The sequence below is a fragment of the Ochrobactrum sp. AP1BH01-1 genome (genome assembly GCF_018066705.1).
In the GTDB taxonomy this organism is placed as follows: domain Bacteria; phylum Pseudomonadota; class Alphaproteobacteria; order Rhizobiales; family Rhizobiaceae; genus Brucella.
Genome location: NZ_JAGPOU010000002.1, coordinates 379,641 through 400,335, shown reverse-complemented (window position 1 = coordinate 400,335; position 20,695 = coordinate 379,641). Strand labels below are relative to the sequence as shown.

The following is a 20,695-nucleotide window of genomic DNA, read 5'->3' as shown; positions in this document are numbered from 1 at the left end:
CACTATGTCGTGCGCCATTCTAAAGCAGCGGCGAATGCCGGAGACACAGGCGCAACTTGAATTCCGATGCCTGCGCGAGACAACCCGGCAGGTAATCGCGGTTCTTTATACGAACTCACTCGATTTCAGCTGCGGTTCATGTAGCATAGGCAGCAATGTGCGCAAGGGCTTCGCACCCCTTTCGCACTGATGTGCTGTCGTTCTTTCGGGGTACTTCGACGGCGTAGGCCAACTTTTGCGGTCAGGCGGGGGCATGACAGGCATCAGGGAAGTGAGCGATGCTAACGAACGGGCGCTTGTCAAAAGCATGCCTGATGGCTCGTTGCGCGCTCTGTTTCCAGAGGCTTGGCCTCTAAGTGAAGCCGAAATCTCAGTAACCTCATTACCGGACAAGCCTCCGGTGATGAGCCTGCGTGAACGGCTTTTGTCTATAGCGTCGGTCACAGGCAGGCAGATCAAGACTGCAGTCGAAACGGAAGCTGGACGTGGCGTATTCTTTCTTTTGCTTCCGGTTTTTGCCGGCATTGGCGCGATTATCTATTTCACACTCTCGTTCGAACCTGCATGGACTCCGCTTCTATCCATGTTCGCGATTGCTCTCATCGTGCGCATTGCGACACGCAGGCATTTCGCGGCCGCCCAAGCCATGACCTTGGCAGTCGCACTGTTAGCAGGGCTTGTGGCTGGAAAATGGGAAACGGAACGTCGCGCCACGCCAATGCTCGGCTCCGATGTGGCGACGCGACTGACAGGCCGGGTTGTTGCCCTTGATTATCAGGATAATGGCAGTTGGCGAATAACGTTAGAGGTGCTCCAAACGGAGCGCCCGAAACTCCGGTTTCCGCCGAAGCGCGTTCGCATCAATGCCAGAGACATACCGGCGACAACAGCAATTGGCAGCGGGTTGACCGGTTTTGCGCGGTTGCGCATCCCTTCAGGTCCGGTTCGTCCCGGCAATTATGATTTCTCTTTTCACGCTTATTTCAATGGCATCGGTGCCAACGGGTTCTTTCTTGGAACCCCAAAAGTGGCGATGGTTCCCCCACCAGCTGAACTGACAGCGGAAATGTCCCAGTGGATCGCAATGCTAAGGGTCCGGGTTTCTGAACGAATCGAGGAGGTGATCGGAGGGGAGGACGGTAGTGTCGCTTCGGCGCTCGTGGCAGGCACCCGTGCAGGGATCAGCGAGCAAACCAATGACGATCTGCGCAAGGCAGGCCTTGCACATATTCTGTCGATCTCGGGTTTGCATATGGCGCTCGCCGCTGGCGTTGTCATGTTGACGCTACGATCCGCTTTCGCGTTGTTTCCTGCTTTCAGCGTTAGGCATCCGGTGAAGAAATACGCGGCATTTCTCTCCCTGCTAAGCTGTACCTTCTACCTTGCCATGTCAGGCGCGGACGTCGCTGCGCAGCGAAGCTATGTGATGATCGCGGTTATGCTTGGAGCCTTGCTGGTGGATCGCGCTGCCATCAGTATGCGCAATCTGGCCATCGCGGCGCTCGCCATGATCGCCCTTTCGCCGCATGAGATATTGGGACCGAGTTTTCAGATGTCGTTCTCTGCCACTGCTGCGTTGATCGCCGGATATGCCTGGTGGAGCGAACGCAATGCACGCAGGCATGTCGTTGCAGAGAAGCGTGAGAAGGCCGCCTATGGCTTTGTTCCACGGATATTGAAACCGGTCGCGGCAGCGGCGGCCACCTCGCTCATTGCCGGGCTGGCGAGCGGAATTTTTGCCGCTTATCATTTCAATAACACTGCACCGTTGGGGCTGGTCGGAAACGTTCTGGCTGAACCCGTAATAGCTCTTCTTGTGATGCCCTTTGCCGTCTTCGGTCTTGTGCTGATGCCTTTGCAGCTCGATTGGGTCCCCTTGCAGATAATGGGGTGGGGTATTTTCGCCGTAAGGCACATTGCTGCCTTCGTCGCGGCGTGGTCGCCGGATGGCAATCCGGGAACCATGCCCGCGCTTGCGCTTGTTTTGTGGACCATTGCGCTGGTTCTCGCGGTCGTGCTTTCCACCAGACTGAAAGCTCTCGCGCTGCCGTTTATCGTTCTTGGGCTGACAGTTTTCATCCGGGAGCCTTTTCCTGACATCGTAATATCTGAAGATGCCAAACTAGTAGGCGTCCGGTTAACGGATGGACGGTTCGCGGTTAATCGAAATCGACCCTCACAGTTCACAAGCGACAATTGGAAAACCGCTTATCTGGTCGAAGAATTCGTCCCCCCGGCTTCGGTTAAAAACAAAAAACAGGCCGGTTTCGATGGTTTCGAGTGTGACGAGGGCGTGTGCACGATTACTTTGCGTGACGGTCGCACGCTTGCCTATACCGGAGAACCCTCAATGCAGGAGATAGCCTGCAACATTGGGGATGTGGTCATTCTCGCTGTTCCGGGCCTGGATGTCGCGTGCCATCGCTCAGTTATTGTCAGCATCAGCAAACGCGATCTGGCGTTGAAGGGAGCCGTGGAAATCAGACTTGGACAACGACGGGATGAGAGTCCCTCTATCGCGGTTGCAATAGGAAAATCGCGTGAATCTTCGAAGTCCAAAATGAGCCAGCAGACGTCCGATTTGCAGCCGCGCGACCGAATTACCTATGCTGTTGATGTACCAAGCCGCCTTTGGCATTTGCATCGCATCCATTCGCGTGCAGCGCGCGGCTTGGCCGAACGCGAGTACAAACCAAAATCCGCAGTTGTTCAAAAGGTGGCGGACTGTTCATCACACGCAGGCGATGAACCAACGCACTGCGATTGATCTAGAGCGGCATCTCGATTCTGTTTCAACCCAACCGCTCCATCTATTATCTTACGCGCGGCCTATCTCTTAAACCGGCTATCACTATTCTAATAACGGCGGATCAGACCGACAAGCTTGCCTTGTACCCGCACTCGATCGGGACCGAATATCCGCGTTTCATAAGCGGGGTTAGCCGCTTCGAGAGCGATGGAGGCACCCTTGCGGCGAAAGCGCTTCAAAGTTGCTTCTTCGTCATCAACCAGAGCTACTACGATTTCACCGGGATTTGCAGAATCTCCGCGTTTGATGATCACCGTGTCTCCGTCGAAGATTCCAGCGTCGATCATTGAATCTCCCTTGACCTCAAGCGCGTAATGCTCGCCCGCGCCAATCATTTCGGGCGGAAGACTGAGGGAATGGGTCTGATTCTGGATAGCCGAAATGGGCACACCCGCAGCAATCCGCCCCATGACCGGTACGGACACGGTGGCGGATGTGTCGTCGTTGATGGCTATAGGGGCAGGGCGAGCCGGCGCAGGCGGTGCTTTGCCCAGACTGCCTTCGATAACGCTAGGCGCAAACTTCTTCTGCGCATTGAGTCCAGGAGCGATTGAATCCGGTAAACGCAGAACCTCAAGCGCACGCGCCCGGTTCGGCAGGCGGCGAATAAAACCACGCTCCTCAAGAGCGGTGATCAGGCGATGGATACCCGATTTTGAAGCCAGATCGAGCGCTTCCTTCATTTCGTCGAAGGAGGGCGGAATGCCCGTTTCTTTCAAACGTTCATGAATGAAAAGCAGAAGCTCGTGCTGTTTACGGGTTAACATGCGCGACACCCTCCCGGCCAAGAATCGAGAAAAACAAAACCAGAACGAACACTATATGTTCCAGTCTTGTTCTGCAATGGTTTTAAAACCGTTAATGCTTCAGGGAAGGAAAGACAGGATGCTCCGACGCCCGATTTCCAATAAGCCGCAGGTCAGACGATATTCTGAAAAATCTATATTATACGTTAACTTAGGATGAGTTCTTAACGTTTAGGTGAGCCCATAACGCGGCGTGGCGCTTATAGCATGAGGATGCGGCAGTCATCGCCGATAGCGGATTCAGGAGCGTTCTCATCTCTGATGAGAAGGGCTTTGGAGCGAACCAGAGCGGACAACATGGACGAATCCTGCACGGGAAAAGGCGATGCGATCAGGGTTCCATCGGGGTGTGATTCGATTGTGGCGCGGATATAGTCGCGGCGGTGATCATTTGCAGGCAGGGAAGTACCCAGCTTTGCGGGCCGGATATCGGCATCGAGGTTAGTTCCAGCAAGCTTGGCGACGAGCGGCCGAAGAAAAACAAGGCTGCAGACCAGGCTCGAAACGGGATTGCCCGGCAGGCCGATGACGTGAACGAGCTTGCCGTTCACTTTGATGCGTCCGTACATCAATGGCTTTCCGGGCCGCATGGCGATCTTCCAGAAATCGAGATCGACTCCAAGTTTTTGCAGCGCGCCATGCACGAAATCCCGGTCACCGACTGAAGCGCCGCCAATCGTAACCAGAATGTCGATGCCGCTTTGCAGGCTATCTTCTATTGCCTGTTCGATTTTCGCGGGATCATCCGGAATGATCCCTTTATCTTGCGAAGTTCCGCCGGCCCGCCTCGCGATCTCGGCAATTCCAACACTGTTCGATGCAACGATCTGGTCCTTCCCGGGTATTTCCCCTGGAGGCACAAGTTCATCACCGGTGGCAATAATTGCTACCTTGGGCTTTTTGAATACGTCGATTTTCGCATTGCCGCTGGCAGCTGCTAGCGAAAGGGCGGCGGCATCCAGTTCGCGCCCTGTTGGAATGACGATGTTGCCGGGCGAAAAATCGAGGCCCGCGCGGCGTATATGCCGTCCCGGCTCTATGCCTTCGCGGACAGTCAACCGGTTGCCCGAGCGCTCGGTGTGCTCCTGAATGACGATTGTGTCGGCGCCTTTGGGTAATGGCGCGCCTGTGAAAATACGGACTGCCTGTCCGATCCCTAATTCGCCGTCGAAACGATTGCCCGCTGCCGATTCGCCGATGATATCGAACTCGATGGGATAAGCGATGCTGTCTGGTGCGATCAGGGCGTAGCCGTCCATCGCTGAACCGTCAAACGGAGGCTGTAGAAAATGGGCCAGCACGGGCGTTGCAACGACACGTCCACCCGCATCTGACAAAGCGACCTGCTCAGTCCCATGCGGCTCTGTGGATTTCAGAATATGGGCCAGTGCTTCATCGACAGGGAGAAGGGACATGGTGTTTCCTCTCGAAGTGAATTGTTGACCCGCTTAGAGCATAAAGCCTGTCTTGAAAAATTGATCCAAAGCAAAGTGCGCTCTACGCTTTCCAGTCACCTGATTTGCCGCCACTCTTTTCGATAACGCGGATGCCGCCGATCTCCATATGCTTGTCGACCGCTTTGGCCATATCATAGATCGTGAGGCAGGTAACTGAAACGGCGGTGAGCGCTTCCATTTCCACACCAGTGCGACCTTTGAGCTTGGCAAGTGCACGAACGTGCAAGCCGGGCAGTGTCTGGTCCGGTTCGATTTCTACAGCGACTTTGGTTAGCATGAGCGGATGGCAAAGGGGGATCAGGTCGGCGGTCTTTTTCGCCGCCATGATGCCGGCCAGACGCGCAGCGCCGATGACGTCACCCTTCGCGGCGTTGCCTTCCAGAATGAGCGCCAGCGTTTCCGGCTTCATTTTGACCGACCCCTCGGCCGTAGCCAGACGTTCAGTCTCGTCCTTGGCGCCAACATCCACCATGTTGGCAGCGCCGGTCTGGTCGATATGGGTGAGTTTGGACGCCATAGATCAGGCCTTGCCGGTCAGGAGCTCACGGGTCGCCGCCGTAACGTCTGCCTTACGCATCAGGCTCTCCCCGATGAGGAACGTTCCAATGCCCGATTGTTCCAGACGCAAGCAATCGTCGTGCGTGAATATGCCGCTTTCGCCAATGAGCAAACGGTCGGACGGAGCCATCTTCGACAAACGTTCTGAAACGGCGAGATCAACGTCAAATGTACGTAGATTGCGATTGTTAACGCCGAGAAGACGCGATGACAGCTTCAACGCGCGTTCCATCTCGGCCTCATCGTGCACCTCAATGAGTGCGTCCATACCCAGTTCGAAAGCGGTTTCTTCCAACGCTCTCGCCAGATCGTCATCGACGCTTGCAAGAATGATCAGAATACAGTCTGCGCCCCAGCTCCGGGCTTCATGCACCTGATAGGTATCGAACAGAAAATCTTTGCGCAGGGCCGGGAGGCCACATGCGTTGCGGGCTGCAGTCAGAAATTCTGGCGCTCCCTGAAAAGATGGCGCGTCGGTCAGCACGGAGAGACATGCCGCGCCACCAGCCTCATAGGCTTTTGCAAGTGCAGGGGGATTGAAATCAGGGCGAATAAGGCCCTTTGAGGGGCTTGCCTTCTTGATCTCCGCTATCAGCGCGAATTCGCCAGCGGCGCGTTTCGCCTCAAGTGCTTTGAGAAAGCCGCGCGGTGCTTCCAGATCAAGAGCGCGTGCTTTTAGATCGGCCACGCTACGCTCGGCCTTGGCAGCGGCGATTTCTTCGCGTTTGTAAGCCTCGATCTTGCGTAGGATATCGGTGGACATAGTTAGATCCTTCCGTCAGGCGGTCTTGTCGTTCGACACGGCAATCACCTTCTGCAAAACACCAAGTGCTGCACCGCTATCGATGGATTGCGCTGCGAGTGCGATGCCTTCTTTCAGGTCTTTCGCCTTGTCAGCTATGACGAGCGCCGCACTCGAATTAAGCAGCACTATCTCCCGATAGGCGTTCTGGGCCCCTTCAAGTACGCTCAGCAGGGCGTTTGCGTTTGCCGTAGCCTCGCCACCCTTCAGTTCCGCCGGGTCACAACGACGAAGTCCGACTTCTTCGGGAGTGATTTCAAACGTACGGATTTGGCCGTTTTCGAGGGCCGCCACCTGTGTCGTGCCAGCGGTGGTCATTTCGTCAAGCCCATCGCCATAGACAACCCAAGCCGCTTCGGAACCCAGTTCCTTAAGCACTTCTGCCAGCGGCACGAGCCATTGCGGCGCAAATACCCCCACAAGCTGGCGCTTGACACTGGCTGGATTGGAAAGGGGGCCAAGCAGGTTGAAGATGGTGCGTGTGCCCAGTTCGACCCGGGAGGGGCCGACATGACGCATGGCGGAATGATGCATCGGCGCGAACATGAAACCAAGACCGGCTTCGGTAATGCTGCGGCCGATCGTGTTAGCATCGGCTTCAATATTGATGCCGAGCGCGGCCAATGCATCGGCTGCACCAGAGCGGGAGGAGAGGGCGCGGTTGCCATGCTTGGCGACAGGAACACCCGCGCCCGCAACGACAAATGCCGAGCAGCTGGAAACATTGTAGGAGCCGGACTGGTCACCGCCGGTTCCAACTATATCGATTGCATTGTCGGGAGCGGATACTCCCAGCATGCGCGAGCGCATGGAGGCAACGGCACCGGCAATTTCCGGTACTGTTTCACCACGAACGCGCAGTGCCATCAGCAGTCCGCCGATCTGCGACGGCGTTGCCTGGCCAGACATCATGATGTCGAAAGCAGCCCTGGAATCCTCGAGCGAAAGCGGCTCTCCAGCAGCAGCTTTCGCAATATAGGGTTTTAGATCAGCCATTTTGGATACCTACCGTCCTTAAAACGCCAAAGCGTTATTGATGGCGGTCTGGTTTATCTTAACAGGATATTGCTTCTGCAATTCACCCACCAACTGTTCGAGAACGTCGTCCGACAGCGACGTCGACAGATATTTCTGCTGCTGTTCCGGGATGGCTTCCGGGCCAGCGGCGGCAGGTTCGGTTACTTCCGTAACCTTGAACAAGATCTGGGCATCATCCGAAGGCGCGGCAGCGCTGCCAGTGAAGCCGTTAGCGCCACGGAAAATCTGCGCTGCGGCAGCAGTTCCGATATCGGCATCGTTGGTCGTGCGAACAACACCGCGCTTGGTCTGCTTTTCAATGCCCAGTTCGGAAGCAATCGTGTCGAGTGTTGCGCCGCCATCCAGACGCTTCTTCAGTTCTTCCACGCGCTGGTTGAGCCGTTTGACAGCCTCTTCGCCCTTCCACGCAGCCACAACCTTATCCTTGACTTCGTCAGGCGTACGGTCACGTGTCGGGGTGATGCCATCAACCTGATACCAGAGATAGCCGACATTGCCCATTGTCAGGGCGTCGTTGTCAAAACCTTGATCTGCCTGGAACGCAGCGGAAAGGAGCGCTTCCGAGTTCGGAAGCTGGACAGGATTGCCGGAAGGATCGTTTCCTTCGGCGTCAATGGCTTCCACGGTGACAGTCTTCAGGCTCAGTTTCTTTGCCACATCTGCCATGGACGCGCCGTCGGAGCGTTCCTGCTCATAGGAGTCATGGATGCCGCTTATGCTGCTTGCTGCGATGTTGTTGGCAAGTGTGGTGCGAATTTCGCTTTCAACTTCTGACAGCGGCTTCACATGAGCTGGCTCGATCTGTGTCACCCGCAGGATGACCGGACCGAAGCTTCCCTTTACGACAGGGCTAACACCATTCTCCGTTAGCGCAAATGCTGCATCGGCCACGGCTTGGTCGGGAATGGCGGATTTTTCAAACGTACCGAGCTTCAGGTCGTCCTCGGTTTTGCCCTGTTCCTTGCCTATGTCAACGAAGCTCGTTCCAGCGGCGATTTTCTGTTGGGCAGCTTCAGCCGCTGCATCATCGGCAAAATTCAACTGCTCGACAGTGCGCTTTTCGATCGTGCTGAAGCGGTCCTTGTTCTTTTCATAATATTCGTTGATTTCATCCTGCGTGACGGCGGATGGATCGGCTATGTCAGCCGGCTCCAGCTTTACATAGGTGATCTTCCGGTATTCCGGCGCCTTGTATTCGTCCTTGTGCGCGTCAAAGTAGGTCTTGAGCGCCTCATCGGAGGGAGCAGGCACAGTATCGGCCTTTTCAGCCTGAATGGTTACATAGTCGACGCTGCGGGTTTCACCCTGATAAAGGGCCAATGCCTTCAATGCCGCGTTCGGAAGCTTGATGCCGTCCGTTGCCGCTTCCACGATCTGCTGGCGGCGAGCCACTTTCGCGCGATTGTCAAGATAATCCTGCGCGCGAATGCCGGACTGACGAAGAACGGCATCGAACTGTGCGCGACTGAAGTTCCCGCTCGCATCATGGAAAGCCGGATCTTCGCCAGTCAGCCGGGCAATTCCGTCCTTGGAAAGACCAAGCTGCATGTTGCGCGCGCCTTCGTCCAGAACCACTCCGGCTGCGAGCTGGGCGAGCACCTGATTTTCGACGCCGAGCGTTTTTGCCTGCTCGCGCGTCAGGCGCTGGCGAAACTGTTGAGACAGGCGCATCATCTGCTGCTCATAGGCAAAGCGATAATCAGTGGCGCTGACTTCGGACCCGCCAGCAGTCAAAGCGGCATTGCCTGACAGGCCACCGCGAAAGACATCTGAGATGCCCCAGATCGCAAAGCTCAGCACAAGCAGGCCAAGCAGAAGTTTGGCGACCCAGGATTGAGCGGCGGAACGCAGGCTGTCGAGCATTGGAAACCCTTCAAGAACAAATCTAAGCTCGGCTTTTATAGATAGAGCCAGTCAGGGGATAACCTCAAGCCAGCCCTATATGCAAGGTCTCATTGCATGAACAAGCCTAAGAACATTTGCATTGCAGAACGAATACGCTTAGTCAGTGGCAAATTTTGGCGCTGGTCCGCTTTTGGGTTGTGATCACGTCAGCTGTTTTGAACAGGCGAGGAGAATGAAATGACTCCGGGAATCCGTCCGCTGGTTGCTGGCAACTGGAAGATGAATGGCACGGGAGAAGCCCTGACCGAACTGCGCGCGATTGCTGCCGGTCTCAGCTCCGATCTCGGACGCAAGCTCGATGCAGTCATCTGTGTGCCTGCGACGCTTCTTTCTCGTGCGGCGGAAACGCTCGAAGGTGAGACCGTTGGTCTTGGCGGCCAGGATGCCCATCATAAAGTATCGGGCGCGCATACAGGCGATATCTCTGCCGAGATGCTCAGGGAAGCAGGCGCCACACATGTCATTATTGGACATTCCGAGCGACGGACCGATCATCATGAAAGCAATGAGATCGTTCGCGCCAAGACCGAAGCGGCCTGGGCTGCAGGATTGATCGCAATCGTGTGTGTTGGCGAGACAGCGGACGAGCGCAAGTCGGAGCGTACGCTGGATGTTATCGGCGCGCAGCTCGCTGGGTCTTTGCCAGACGGCGTCAATGCCGAGAATACGATCATCGCTTATGAGCCGGTTTGGGCGATCGGTACGGGTTTGACGCCGACGGTGCAGGACGTGCGCGCTGCGCATGCGTTCATGCGTGAACAACTGATAGAACGTTTCGGCACGAAAGGTGCGCATCTTCGGCTGCTCTATGGCGGTTCGGTGAAGCCTTCAAACGCGTTGGAGTTGCTCGGCGTCGCGGATGTGGACGGCGCGCTTGTCGGTGGTGCGAGCTTGAAGGCGAATGATTTTCTCGCCATATGCGAAACCTATCGTAATTTGTAACTGGCGTTTCACGTCTGTCTATCTTGGTCTCGGGGCTTGGATTATCGGACAATAGCGTGTAAAGAGCCGCTCTAGTTTTAGGATATAAAGACCGTAACCCATGCAGACCGTACTCATTGTCATTCACTTGTTGATCGTGCTGGCGCTTGTCGGCGTTGTGCTTATCCAGCGTTCGGAAGGCGGCGGCCTTGGCATTGGCGGAGGTTCGGGGTTCATGACGGCTCGCGGCGCAGCCAACGCGCTGACCCGCACGACGGCCATTCTTGCGATCGGCTTCTTTGCCACGTCGCTTATCCTAGGCATCATGGCGCGCTACGGCGAAAAGCCTACCGACATCCTCAACCGTATTCCGGCAGCAACCGGTAGCCAGACGGCACCTGCCGGTGGAAACGGTGGCGGTATTCTTAACCAGCTGGGTGGTGAGTCTTCGCGTCCGGACGCAAATCAGACGGCACCTGCGGTTCCAGGTACTGAGGCGCCGACAACGCAACCTGATGCTACGCAGCCACAGGCACCGGCTGTCCCGGAAACCCCGGCCAATCCGGTTCCAAGCTCGCAGTAAAAAACGCGCAAAATGAATCCAATCTGAAAACCGGCCTTTGCGGCCGGTTTTCTTTTTGTTAACTGTCGCGCTGCAAAGTGTTGCAGGTAGGCAATAGGCGGCCCCGAATCGCATTGCAGAACGGCGGCACCGAATTGAGAACCAGATCGCTTTGCAGTAAGCAGGGCGAAAGTCTGGTCGCAAATGATGCGGCAGACATTTCTCCCTTGTGCTTGATTTTTCGGGAACCGAACATGTTTTCACGCCGTATTCTGATGGCAGGTATTGCAAGTCTCTGCATTGGGGCGACTGCTCCGGCATTTGCAGCTTCGCCGGTAAGCGCTGAAGCGCAGCTCAACGAAGCTGCCGCATCCGTTCAGCAGGTAGCTCTTTCGAGCGATACCAAAGCCAACCCTGAAAAGCCGAAAAAGAAAAAGGCTTCCAAGAGCGGCAATACGGTAAAAGCCAGCAAGTACAACATCGATCCGAAGTTCCGCGCACAGGAAGTAGCTTTTACCGGCTATAAGCCCGGCACAATCGTGATCGACCCGAAACAGCGTTTCCTCTACCTCGTAGAAACATCATCGACGGCGCGTCGCTATGGCATTGCTGTCGGCAAGCAGGGATTGGAATTCAAGGGTACCGGAACAATCAACGCGAAGCGTGAATGGCCTCGCTGGATTCCGACCAAGGAAATGATCGAACGTGATCCGGCTCACTATGGGCGCTTCAAGAACGGTATGGATGGTGGTCCGGGCAACCCGCTTGGTTCTCGCGCCCTTTACCTGTTCCAGGGGAACAAGGACACCTATATCCGCATTCACGGCACTGTTCAGCCCTGGACCATCGGCAGCTCGGCTTCGAACGGCTGTTTCCGCATGATCAATGAGGATGTGATGGATCTTTACGAGCGCGTCGGTCTCGGCACCGAAGTGGTTGTTCTCTGATCTTCAAATGACTATGTGATTGTGGCCGGGCTTCGGGCTCGGCCTTTTCTTTTGCGACCATTCGCCATTTCGGAAGCTGTGGATTTCGAGCTTCGACATGGCTTTATGTGAGGATGGGCGCTAGAGAGTACAAACGTATTCGCTCCGGGGTTTCTGGCTCCGGTTTTTCTTTGTGCAACGACGATTACCGCCTGGCTCCGGTGAAAAAACAGCGCCTGGGTGCATTTTTTTGTGGCGGAATCAATCAAGAAAGTCTAACGAGATAAGCCCATGGCGCGATATGTATTCATCACTGGCGGCGTGGTTTCTTCCCTTGGAAAAGGCATAGCTGCTGCAGCACTGGCTGCACTCCTTCAGGCACGTGGTTACCGCGTGCGTATCCGTAAACTCGACCCTTATCTGAATGTCGATCCCGGCACGATGTCGCCTTACCAGCATGGTGAGGTGTTCGTCACCGACGATGGTGCCGAAACCGACCTTGATCTGGGGCATTACGAACGGTTCACCGGTCGCCCTGCCAACCAGCAGGACAATATCACGACTGGTCGTATCTACCGGAACATCATCGAAAAGGAACGCCGCGGCGATTATCTTGGTGCGACGGTTCAGGTCATTCCGCATGTGACCGACGAGATCAAGAACTTCGTCCTGGAAGGCAACGAAGACTATGATTTCGTTCTTTGCGAAATCGGCGGTACGGTTGGCGACATTGAAGCCATGCCGTTCCTCGAAGCCATTCGACAGCTTGGCAACGAACTGCCACGCGGGACGGCGGTTTACATCCATCTGACCCTGATGCCGTATATCCCGGCGGCGGGCGAATTGAAGACCAAGCCGACCCAGCATTCAGTCAAGGAACTGCGTTCTATCGGCATTGCTCCAGATATCCTTCTGGTTCGTGCTGATCGTGAGATTCCTGAATCGGAACGCCGCAAGCTGTCGCTGTTCTGTAATGTGCGTGAAAGCGCTGTCATTCAGGCGCTCGACGTGGCCACGATTTATGATGTTCCGATTGCCTATCATAAGGAAGGCCTTGATTCGGAAGTCCTGTCGGCCTTCGGTATCGATCCGGCTCCGAAGCCGCGTATGGATCGTTGGGAAGAGGTTTCCAAACGTCTTCACAATCCGGAAGGCGAAGTGACTATCGCCATCGTTGGCAAGTACACGGGGCTCAAGGATGCCTATAAGTCGCTGATCGAGGCGCTTTATCACGGCGGCCTTGCCAACAAGGTGAAGGTCAATCTCGACTGGATCGAGGCTGAAGTCTTCGAAAGCGAAGATCCGGCTCCATATCTGGAAAAAGTTCATGGCATTCTGGTGCCTGGCGGCTTCGGCGAACGTGGCGCGGAAGGCAAGATACTGGCTGCAAAGTTCGCTCGCGAACGCAAGGTTCCTTACTTCGGCATCTGCTTCGGTATGCAGATGGCCTGCATCGAGGCTGCGCGCAATCTCGTTGGCATCGAAAATGCGTCTTCGACCGAATTCGGACCGTCCAAAGAGCCGGTTGTCGGCCTGATGACCGAGTGGCTGAAGGGCAATATGCTTGAAAAGCGTGCAGCGGCGGGCGACCTTGGCGGCACGATGCGTCTCGGCGCATACGAAGCAGCATTGAAACCGGGGTCGAAGATCGCTGAAATCTATGGTTCGACCGATATTTCCGAGCGTCATCGTCATCGCTATGAGGTCAATATCGACTACAAGGAACGTCTGGAAACTGCCGGACTGAACTTTGCAGGCATGTCGCCGGATGGTGTTCTGCCCGAAACAGTCGAATACCCTGACCATCCGTGGTTCATCGGCGTTCAGTATCATCCGGAACTGAAATCTCGGCCGTTCGAGCCTCATCCGCTCTTCGCTTCCTTTATTGAGGCGGCGATTGAACAGAGCCGTCTGGTCTAAAACTTCAACGCGCCTTTCGGGGCGCGTTTTCATTTCGGGTTTCAGGAAGTGGTCTTGTTTTCGACCCGCCTTTAAGCCAGATAAGGTACCTGAAAGGCATTCAGTATTGAGGTTCACGTCATGGCGGCTGCCAATTCATCCGTAAAAATCGGAAACGTTACTTTCTCCAACAGCGCGCCGTTTGCTCTGATCGCAGGCCCGTGCCAGATGGAAACGCGTGAACACGCTTTCGATATGGCTGGCCGTCTCAAGGAAATGACCGACAAGCTCGGGATTGGCTTGGTCTACAAGTCGAGCTTCGACAAGGCCAATCGTACCTCCTTGGAGGCCGAGCGCGGTATCGGTCTCGAAAAGGCAATGGAAGTCTTCACCGATCTCAAGAAAGAGTTCGGTTTTCCAGTGCTGACCGATATCCATACGGAAGAGCAATGTGCCGAAGTTGCTCCCGTGGTTGATGTCCTGCAAATTCCGGCGTTCCTCTGCCGTCAGACCGATCTGTTGATCGCTGCGGCAAGGACTGGACGCGTCGTGAACGTCAAGAAGGGCCAGTTTCTGGCGCCGTGGGACATGAAGAATGTTCTTTCCAAGATCACGGAAAGCGGCAATCCCAATGTGCTGGCGACAGAACGCGGCGTTTCTTTCGGCTATAATACGCTTGTTTCCGATATGCGTTCCTTGCCGATCATGGCAGGACTTGGTTCGCCGGTTGTGTTCGATGCGACTCACTCGGTACAGCAGCCGGGCGGGCAGGGCGGCTCATCGGGAGGTCAGCGCGAATTCGTGGAAACGCTGGCACGTGCAGCTGTTGCCGTTGGCGTCGCCGGGCTTTTCATTGAAACGCATCAGGACCCCGATAACGCGCCATCCGATGGTCCTAACATGGTGCCGGTGGATAAGATGCCGGCACTTCTCGAAAAGCTCATGGCTTTTGATCATATCGCGAAAGGGCTTTAAACAGTTCTCGGAGAATTTAGAAAGGCGGGGGATTTTCCTCCGCCTTTTGTTTCGCTAAGGCTTAAAAACTGGCCCGGTGCATAATCTTTTCTGAAATGTCTGCAAAGTTTCAGGATTATGCGCTAAGGAATGGCCGCATCGGATTTGTTAAGCGCCTCGCGGATATGGCGGGGCAATCTATAGGGAAGGACTGGTTCCTATGACTGCAATCATCGACATCGTCGGCCGCGAAATTCTCGACAGCCGCGGTAACCCGACCGTCGAAGTGGACGTTGTACTTGAGGATGGCTCTTTCGGACGCGCGGCGGTTCCGTCTGGCGCATCCACTGGTGCACATGAAGCCGTTGAATTGCGCGACGGTGGTTCCCGTTATCTGGGCAAGGGCGTAGAAAAGGCCGTTGAAGCGGTCAATGGCAAGATTTTTGACGCTATTGCCGGCATGGATGCTGAAAGCCAGCTGCTTATCGACCAGACGATGATCGATCTTGATGGCTCGGCAAACAAGGGCAATCTCGGCGCGAATGCAATTCTGGGCGTGTCGCTTGCCGTTGCCAAGGCGGCAGCTCAGGCGGCGGGGCTTCCTCTTTATCGTTACGTCGGTGGCGCCAACGCTCATGTTCTGCCGGTTCCCATGATGAACATCATCAATGGTGGCGCACATGCCGATAATCCGATTGATTTTCAGGAGTTCATGATTCTTCCGGTCGGCGCTTCATCCGTTCGCGAAGCCGTGCGTTATGGATCGGAAGTGTTCCACACGCTGAAGAAGCGCCTCAAGGATGCCGGTCACAATACCAATGTCGGTGATGAAGGCGGATTTGCCCCGAACCTGAAGAACGCTCAGGCTGCGCTCGATTTCATCATGGAATCGATTGAGAAGGCTGGCTTCAAGCCGGGTGAAGATATCGCTCTCGGCCTCGACTGCGCGGCAACCGAATTCTTCAAGGATGGCAACTACGTCTATGAAGGCGAACGCAAGACGCGCGATCCAAAGGCCCAAGCCAAGTATCTCGCCAAGCTCGCCAGCGACTATCCAATCGTCACGATCGAAGACGGCATGGCCGAAGATGACTGGGAAGGCTGGAAATATCTGACCGACCTGATCGGCAACAAGTGCCAGCTCGTAGGCGACGATCTGTTCGTCACCAATTCGGCCCGCCTGCGCGACGGCATCCGTATGGGCGTTGCCAACTCGATTCTCGTGAAGGTCAACCAGATCGGTTCGCTGTCCGAAACGCTTGATGCTGTCGAAACCGCTCACAAGGCAGGCTACACGGCCGTCATGTCGCACCGTTCGGGTGAAACCGAGGACTCAACGATTGCCGATCTCGCGGTTGCCACCAACTGCGGACAGATCAAGACCGGCTCGTTGGCGCGTTCCGACCGCACGGCGAAGTACAACCAGCTTATCCGTATTGAGGAAGAACTCGGCAAGCAGGCCCGGTATGCTGGCCGCAGCGCACTGAAATTTCTTTGATCCTATTGTGATTGAATGAGAAACGGCGGCCTGATGGCCGCCGTTTTCGTTTATGAAAGCGCATGAATAAAGTTAATCAGGCTTCACTTTCTTTATGAGAGAGCATGATTACGAGGCACATCATGGAGGGGAGCGCATAAAGAAGGGCGTCCAACTGTGTGTTCAGCGAGTTTTCTTTTGCTTCCCAGGCCATGAACCAATCACCGCCGATAACCATGAAGCCGATGCCCCACACGGCGACAGCGCAGCACGCTCCCAGTATCGCCCAGTTTTTACCGGCCGAGAATTTCGAGTAGCTGCCGCGAAGGTTGAGCAGCATTTTTACAAAACCGATAGTGGCGAGCAGGCCCGCCAACGTTTCCGTGGCTGTGATCGCAGCAAGGGCTGCATAAGGAGCCCAACTGACGGTGATCGCACGCCATGTTTCGCCGGGAATCCCATACGTGTCAGTCATAGCCAGGAGCGGCTTGATTGCATTTTCGGCAGTTCCCGAAAAATCAGCTGTATTGTTAAGAAGACTAAATATTCCCCAAAGGGCGGGAAACAACGACATGATAATGCACGGCAGGCGTTTTATCATAGTTTCGTTCATGATATTATCCTGTAATATAAAAATATCTGATCCTGATATAAATAAAAATTCAGATCGCCATATGATCTATAGATACAGCAATATAATGTTTTTTAAACTACCTTTCTTCAAGTAATAATTCCAAGCTATTGCTTTATAAGTCGCTTATATATTGATGGTGATAATGTACATGCTGGTGAAGCTGTGGGGCGGTTTTTAGTCCGCGGTCATTATCGTATAGCCGTATTCGACTTGGCTATGATGAAAATCTCGGTCTCGGCAGGGAGGTTTAGTTTTCCACCAAAGCGGGGTGGAAATACGCAAATTGACCAATCCGGTTTATATTGATATCAATGTTATTATAAATCTACCGCACGAGCCATGTTGGATCGACAAAGAGGGTTCCGGCGGTAGGCTCGAAACTATGAGCGGAAGTGTCAATGGGAGAGAGAAAAATGGCTTATATTGAAGGATTTGTGGTCGCTGTTCCAAAGGCGAACAAGGAACTTTATCGTAAGCATGCTGCTGAGGCGGCTGCGTTATTCAAAGAATTTGGCGTTACGCGCATGGTCGAAGCGTGGGGAGATGATGTGCCGGACGGCAAGGTCACCGATTTTCGCCGAGCGGTTAAGGCAGAGGCGGATGAGGAGGTTGTGTTCTCCTGGTTCGAATATCCCGACAAGGCGACGCGCGACGCGGCAAACAGCAAGATGATGAGTGACCCGCGTATGAAGGCGATGGGTGAGCAGATGCCATTTGATGGCAAGCGTATGATTATGGGCGGATTTTCTACGATAGTTGACGTTTGAGCTCTTCAAGCAATTTCATGCCGACGCGAGAGAACGGTTTGTCTTTGTGACGAGCCGTTCTCGATTCTTGTTTGAACGGGAACAGCTCCTTCCATGCTGGCCTTACTCGTCCGGCGTTTACAAAATCAGGATACCCGCCTCCGACATCACCCTGTGGTAAACCTCTGTTAAGCAAAATAATGCTTGATGGTGGAATTCGGAACGATGCCCCAAGCAGGATTCGTGGCGGCTCCGGTTATCCGGGAAGGAAGTCGAAATGTGGACCAAGCAGAAACGTAAATCGATCCTTGGGCGTTTTGTATTGCCCATTCTGACAGCCGCGTTTCTGAGCTATTTCGGCTTTCACGCCTACCATGGCGAATATGGTCTTTATTCCCGCATCCAACTGGAAGAGCAGAAAAGCCTGCTGGCCAAGCAGCTTGAACAAGTTACGGCAGATCGCAACGCGCTTGAAAAGCGAGTCACACTTTTACGTGACGGTTCCATCGAGAAGGATATGCTTGACGAGCAAGCGCGCAGGGCGCTTAATCTCTCCCATCCCGACGAAGTGACGATTATCACCTCCCGGGAAGATCGATCGAATTAACTGAAATCCGGTTAATTGTCTTTTTGTGATATGTTTTTAAGGGCTTGGCGGCATAGCAGCTATGCTCTGGGTGCATATTGTATCTTGTGGTATGCCCGTATAACGTCACAATAGAACGACAATTTAGGGAGCGAGAAATGGCACCGAGGGCTAAAAAGTCGCCTGCAAGCAAAACGCAGGCGTCTTCTGTGACTGCACCCAAGGCACCTGCACCTGCGAACTTCGACAAGAAGCAGGAGTTGGACGCTTATCGCGAGATGCTGCTGATCCGGCGTTTCGAAGAAAAGGCCGGCCAGCTTTATGGCATGGGCTTCATTGGCGGTTTCTGCCACCTTTATATTGGCCAGGAGGCCGTGGTGGTCGGCATGCAGATGGCGCTGAAGGAAGGTGATCAGGTTATCACCGCCTATCGTGATCACGGTCATATGCTTGCAGCGGGCATGAGCGCGCGCGGCGTAATGGCTGAACTGACCGGACGTCGCAGCGGCCTTTCCAAGGGCAAGGGCGGCTCCATGCACATGTTCTCCAAAGAAAAGAACTTCTACGGCGGTCATGGTATCGTCGGTGCGCAGGTTTCGCTCGGGACGGGCCTCGCGTTCGCGAATCGCTATCGCGACAACGATAATGTGACGCTGACCTATTTCGGTGACGGTGCTTCCAATCAGGGGCAGGTCTACGAAAGCTTCAACATGGCATCGCTGTGGAAGCTGCCGGTGGTCTACATCATTGAGAACAACCGCTACGCCATGGGCACTTCCGTTTCGCGTTCATCTGCAGAAACGGATTTCTCGAAGCGCGGTCTGTCTTTCAATATTCCTGGTATCCAGGTGGACGGCATGGACGTTCGCGCAGTCAAGGCAGCTGCCGATCTCGCTGTAGAATGGACGCGTTCCGGCAAGGGGCCGATCATTCTCGACATGCAGACCTATCGCTATCGCGGTCACTCGATGTCGGACCCTGCCAAGTATCGCTCGAAGGAAGAAGTGCAGAAGATGCGCTCCGAACACGATCCGATCGAGCAGGTCAAACAGCGTCTGATCGAAAAGGGCTGGGCAACCGAGGAAGAGCTGAAGGAGATCGACAAGGAAGTTCGCGACATCGTCGCCGATTCTGCCGATTTCGCTCAAAACGATCCGGAGCCGGATGCATCCGAGCTCTACACGGATATTCTGCTCTAATTCCAGGAAGGTGTTGTCATGCCCGTAGAAATTCTCATGCCCGCACTTTCCCCAACCATGGAAGAGGGCAAGCTCTCCAAGTGGCTGAAGAAAGAAGGCGACAAGGTTACGTCCGGCGATGTGATCGCTGAAATCGAAACCGACAAGGCGACGATGGAAGTCGAAGCTGTCGATGAAGGTACGATCGGTAAGATCCTTGTGGACGAAGGCACGGAAGGCGTGAAGGTCAATACGCCGATTGCCGTGCTCCTCGGTGACGGCGAAAGCGCTTCCGATATCGGTTCCGCTCCGGCTGCGAAGGCTGAAGCGCCGAAGGCCGAAGCCAAGGAAGAACCCAAGGCCGAAGAAAAGAAGGCTGACGCTGTTCCGGCTGCTCCTAAAGCTCCCGCGCTCGAAGTTGCGTCCGATCCCGACATTCCGGCTGGAACGGAAATGGTCTCCACCACAGTTCGCGAAGCGCTTCGCGATGCGATGGCCGAAGAAATGCGCCGCAACCCGAACGTTTTCGTGATGGGCGAAGAAGTTGCCGAATATCAGGGTGCTTACAAAGTAACCCAGGGGCTGCTTGACGAGTTCGGTTCCAAGCGCGTTGTCGATACCCCGATCACAGAACATGGCTTTGCGGGTGTTGGTGTTGGCGCTGCCTTCGCAGGGCTGCGTCCGATCGTTGAATTCATGACCTTCAACTTTGCCATGCAGGCAATCGACCAGATCGTGAACTCTGCCGCCAAGACGCTTTATATGTCCGGCGGGCAGATGGGCGCTCCGATGGTATTCCGCGGTCCATCCGGTGCGGCTGCACGCGTTGCTGCACAGCATTCGCAATGCTATGCTGCCTGGTACAGCCACATTCCGGGTTTGAAGGTCGTCATGCCGTATACGGCAGCCGACGCCAAGGGTCTGCTGAAGGCTGCAATTCGCGATCCGAATCCGGTGATTTTCCTCGAAAACGAAATCCTTTACGGTCATCATTTCGATGTGCCAAAGCTTGATGATTTCGTTCTGCCGATCGGCAAGGCTCGCATCCACAAGCAGGGCAAGGACGCCACCATCGTTTCGTTCGGCATCGGGATGACCTACGCCGTCAAGGCGGCGGAAGAGTTGGCCGAGCAGGGCATCGATGTTGAAATCATCGATCTGCGCACGATCCGTCCGATGGATATTCCAACGGTAGTCGAATCGGTCAAGAAGACTGGTCGACTGGTGACGGTGGAAGAAGGTTTCCCGCAGTCGTCCGTTGGTACGGAAATCGCCACCCGCGTCATGCAGCAGGCTTTCGATTATCTCGATGCGCCGATCCTCACCATTGCCGGTAAGGATGTTCCGATGCCTTATGCGGCAAATCTGGAAAAGCTGGCGCTGCCGACGGTTGCCGAAGTGGTCGAAGCGGTGAAAGCCGTTACCTATACCGCTTAA

18 protein-coding genes are annotated in these 20,695 nt (G+C 55.0%); 11 read left to right on the top strand and 7 right to left on the bottom strand.

Going from position 1 to position 20,695, the window contains the following annotated elements; all coding sequences use genetic code 11:
- The first annotated feature begins 253 nt into the window (after positions 1–253).
- On the top strand, positions 254–2,767 hold the full coding sequence (locus J9800_RS07260) for a ComEC/Rec2 family competence protein (RefSeq protein WP_114215283.1): 2,514 nt from the start codon (positions 254–256) through the stop codon (positions 2,765–2,767).
- A gap of 89 nt (positions 2,768–2,856) precedes the next feature.
- Here J9800_RS07260 and lexA read toward each other — a convergent pair whose 3' ends face one another.
- The 6 genes from lexA to J9800_RS07230 form a co-directional block, all read right to left on the bottom strand.
- Positions 2,857–3,576 (bottom strand): transcriptional repressor LexA, encoded by a 720-nt coding sequence (gene lexA / locus J9800_RS07255; RefSeq protein ID WP_114215284.1) that lies wholly within the window; start codon positions 3,574–3,576, stop codon positions 2,857–2,859.
- A 239-nt stretch (positions 3,577–3,815) separates the two neighbouring features.
- Positions 3,816–5,030 (bottom strand): molybdopterin molybdotransferase MoeA, encoded by a 1,215-nt coding sequence (locus tag J9800_RS07250; protein WP_210845681.1) that lies wholly within the window; start codon positions 5,028–5,030, stop codon positions 3,816–3,818.
- An 82-nt stretch (positions 5,031–5,112) separates the two neighbouring features.
- A complete protein-coding gene (gene moaC / locus J9800_RS07245; RefSeq protein WP_114215286.1) occupies positions 5,113–5,589 on the bottom strand; it encodes a cyclic pyranopterin monophosphate synthase MoaC in 477 nt (158 codons plus the stop codon).
- A gap of 3 nt (positions 5,590–5,592) precedes the next feature.
- Positions 5,593–6,393 carry an indole-3-glycerol phosphate synthase TrpC gene (gene trpC / locus J9800_RS07240; RefSeq protein WP_114215287.1) on the bottom strand — a complete coding sequence of 267 codons (801 nt, stop codon included), beginning with the start codon at positions 6,391–6,393 and terminating at the stop codon, positions 5,593–5,595.
- A gap of 15 nt (positions 6,394–6,408) precedes the next feature.
- A complete protein-coding gene (trpD, locus tag J9800_RS07235; protein WP_112591679.1) occupies positions 6,409–7,428 on the bottom strand; it encodes an anthranilate phosphoribosyltransferase in 1,020 nt (339 codons plus the stop codon).
- A gap of 18 nt (positions 7,429–7,446) precedes the next feature.
- Positions 7,447–9,333, bottom strand: coding sequence for a peptidyl-prolyl cis-trans isomerase (locus J9800_RS07230; protein WP_114215288.1), 1,887 nt, complete (start codon positions 9,331–9,333; stop codon positions 7,447–7,449).
- Between the two features lie 219 nt (positions 9,334–9,552).
- On the opposite strand from J9800_RS07230, the gene tpiA reads away from it, so the two are divergent.
- From tpiA to eno, 6 genes are all read left to right on the top strand, one after another.
- Positions 9,553–10,317, top strand: a complete 765-nt coding sequence (gene tpiA, locus J9800_RS07225; protein WP_114215289.1) for a triose-phosphate isomerase — start codon at positions 9,553–9,555, stop codon at positions 10,315–10,317.
- Between the two features lie 100 nt (positions 10,318–10,417).
- Positions 10,418–10,879: a preprotein translocase subunit SecG gene (gene secG / locus J9800_RS07220; RefSeq protein WP_114215290.1), complete on the top strand. Its 462-nt coding sequence runs from the start codon at positions 10,418–10,420 to the stop codon at positions 10,877–10,879.
- A gap of 233 nt (positions 10,880–11,112) precedes the next feature.
- Entirely contained in the window at positions 11,113–11,805 is a 693-nt protein-coding gene (locus J9800_RS07215; protein WP_112591686.1) for a L,D-transpeptidase, read from the top strand.
- A 270-nt stretch (positions 11,806–12,075) separates the two neighbouring features.
- Complete coding sequence (gene pyrG / locus J9800_RS07210) at positions 12,076–13,704, top strand: CTP synthase (RefSeq protein ID WP_114215291.1); 1,629 nt, start codon at positions 12,076–12,078, stop codon at positions 13,702–13,704.
- A gap of 120 nt (positions 13,705–13,824) precedes the next feature.
- Complete coding sequence (gene kdsA, locus J9800_RS07205) at positions 13,825–14,658, top strand: 3-deoxy-8-phosphooctulonate synthase (protein ID WP_114215292.1); 834 nt, start codon at positions 13,825–13,827, stop codon at positions 14,656–14,658.
- A gap of 199 nt (positions 14,659–14,857) precedes the next feature.
- Positions 14,858–16,135 carry a phosphopyruvate hydratase gene (gene eno / locus J9800_RS07200; protein WP_112591690.1) on the top strand — a complete coding sequence of 426 codons (1,278 nt, stop codon included), beginning with the start codon at positions 14,858–14,860 and terminating at the stop codon, positions 16,133–16,135.
- Between the two features lie 76 nt (positions 16,136–16,211).
- Here eno and J9800_RS07195 read toward each other — a convergent pair whose 3' ends face one another.
- Complete coding sequence (locus J9800_RS07195) at positions 16,212–16,727, bottom strand: DUF2165 family protein (RefSeq protein WP_114215293.1); 516 nt, start codon at positions 16,725–16,727, stop codon at positions 16,212–16,214.
- A gap of 434 nt (positions 16,728–17,161) precedes the next feature.
- Here J9800_RS07195 and J9800_RS07190 point away from each other — a divergent pair, with 434 nt between their 5' ends.
- The 4 genes from J9800_RS07190 to J9800_RS07175 all read left to right on the top strand — a co-directional run bounded on the left by J9800_RS07190 (position 17,162) and on the right by J9800_RS07175 (position 20,695).
- A complete protein-coding gene (locus J9800_RS07190) occupies positions 17,162–17,515 on the top strand; it encodes a DUF1428 domain-containing protein (protein ID WP_114215294.1) in 354 nt (117 codons plus the stop codon).
- A 256-nt stretch (positions 17,516–17,771) separates the two neighbouring features.
- Complete coding sequence (locus J9800_RS07185; RefSeq protein ID WP_114215295.1) at positions 17,772–18,101, top strand: FtsB family cell division protein; 330 nt, start codon at positions 17,772–17,774, stop codon at positions 18,099–18,101.
- Between the two features lie 137 nt (positions 18,102–18,238).
- Positions 18,239–19,279 (top strand): pyruvate dehydrogenase (acetyl-transferring) E1 component subunit alpha, encoded by a 1,041-nt coding sequence (pdhA, locus tag J9800_RS07180; protein WP_112591695.1) that lies wholly within the window; start codon positions 18,239–18,241, stop codon positions 19,277–19,279.
- Between the two features lie 18 nt (positions 19,280–19,297).
- Positions 19,298–20,695, top strand: a complete 1,398-nt coding sequence (locus J9800_RS07175; protein WP_114215296.1) for a pyruvate dehydrogenase complex E1 component subunit beta — start codon at positions 19,298–19,300, stop codon at positions 20,693–20,695.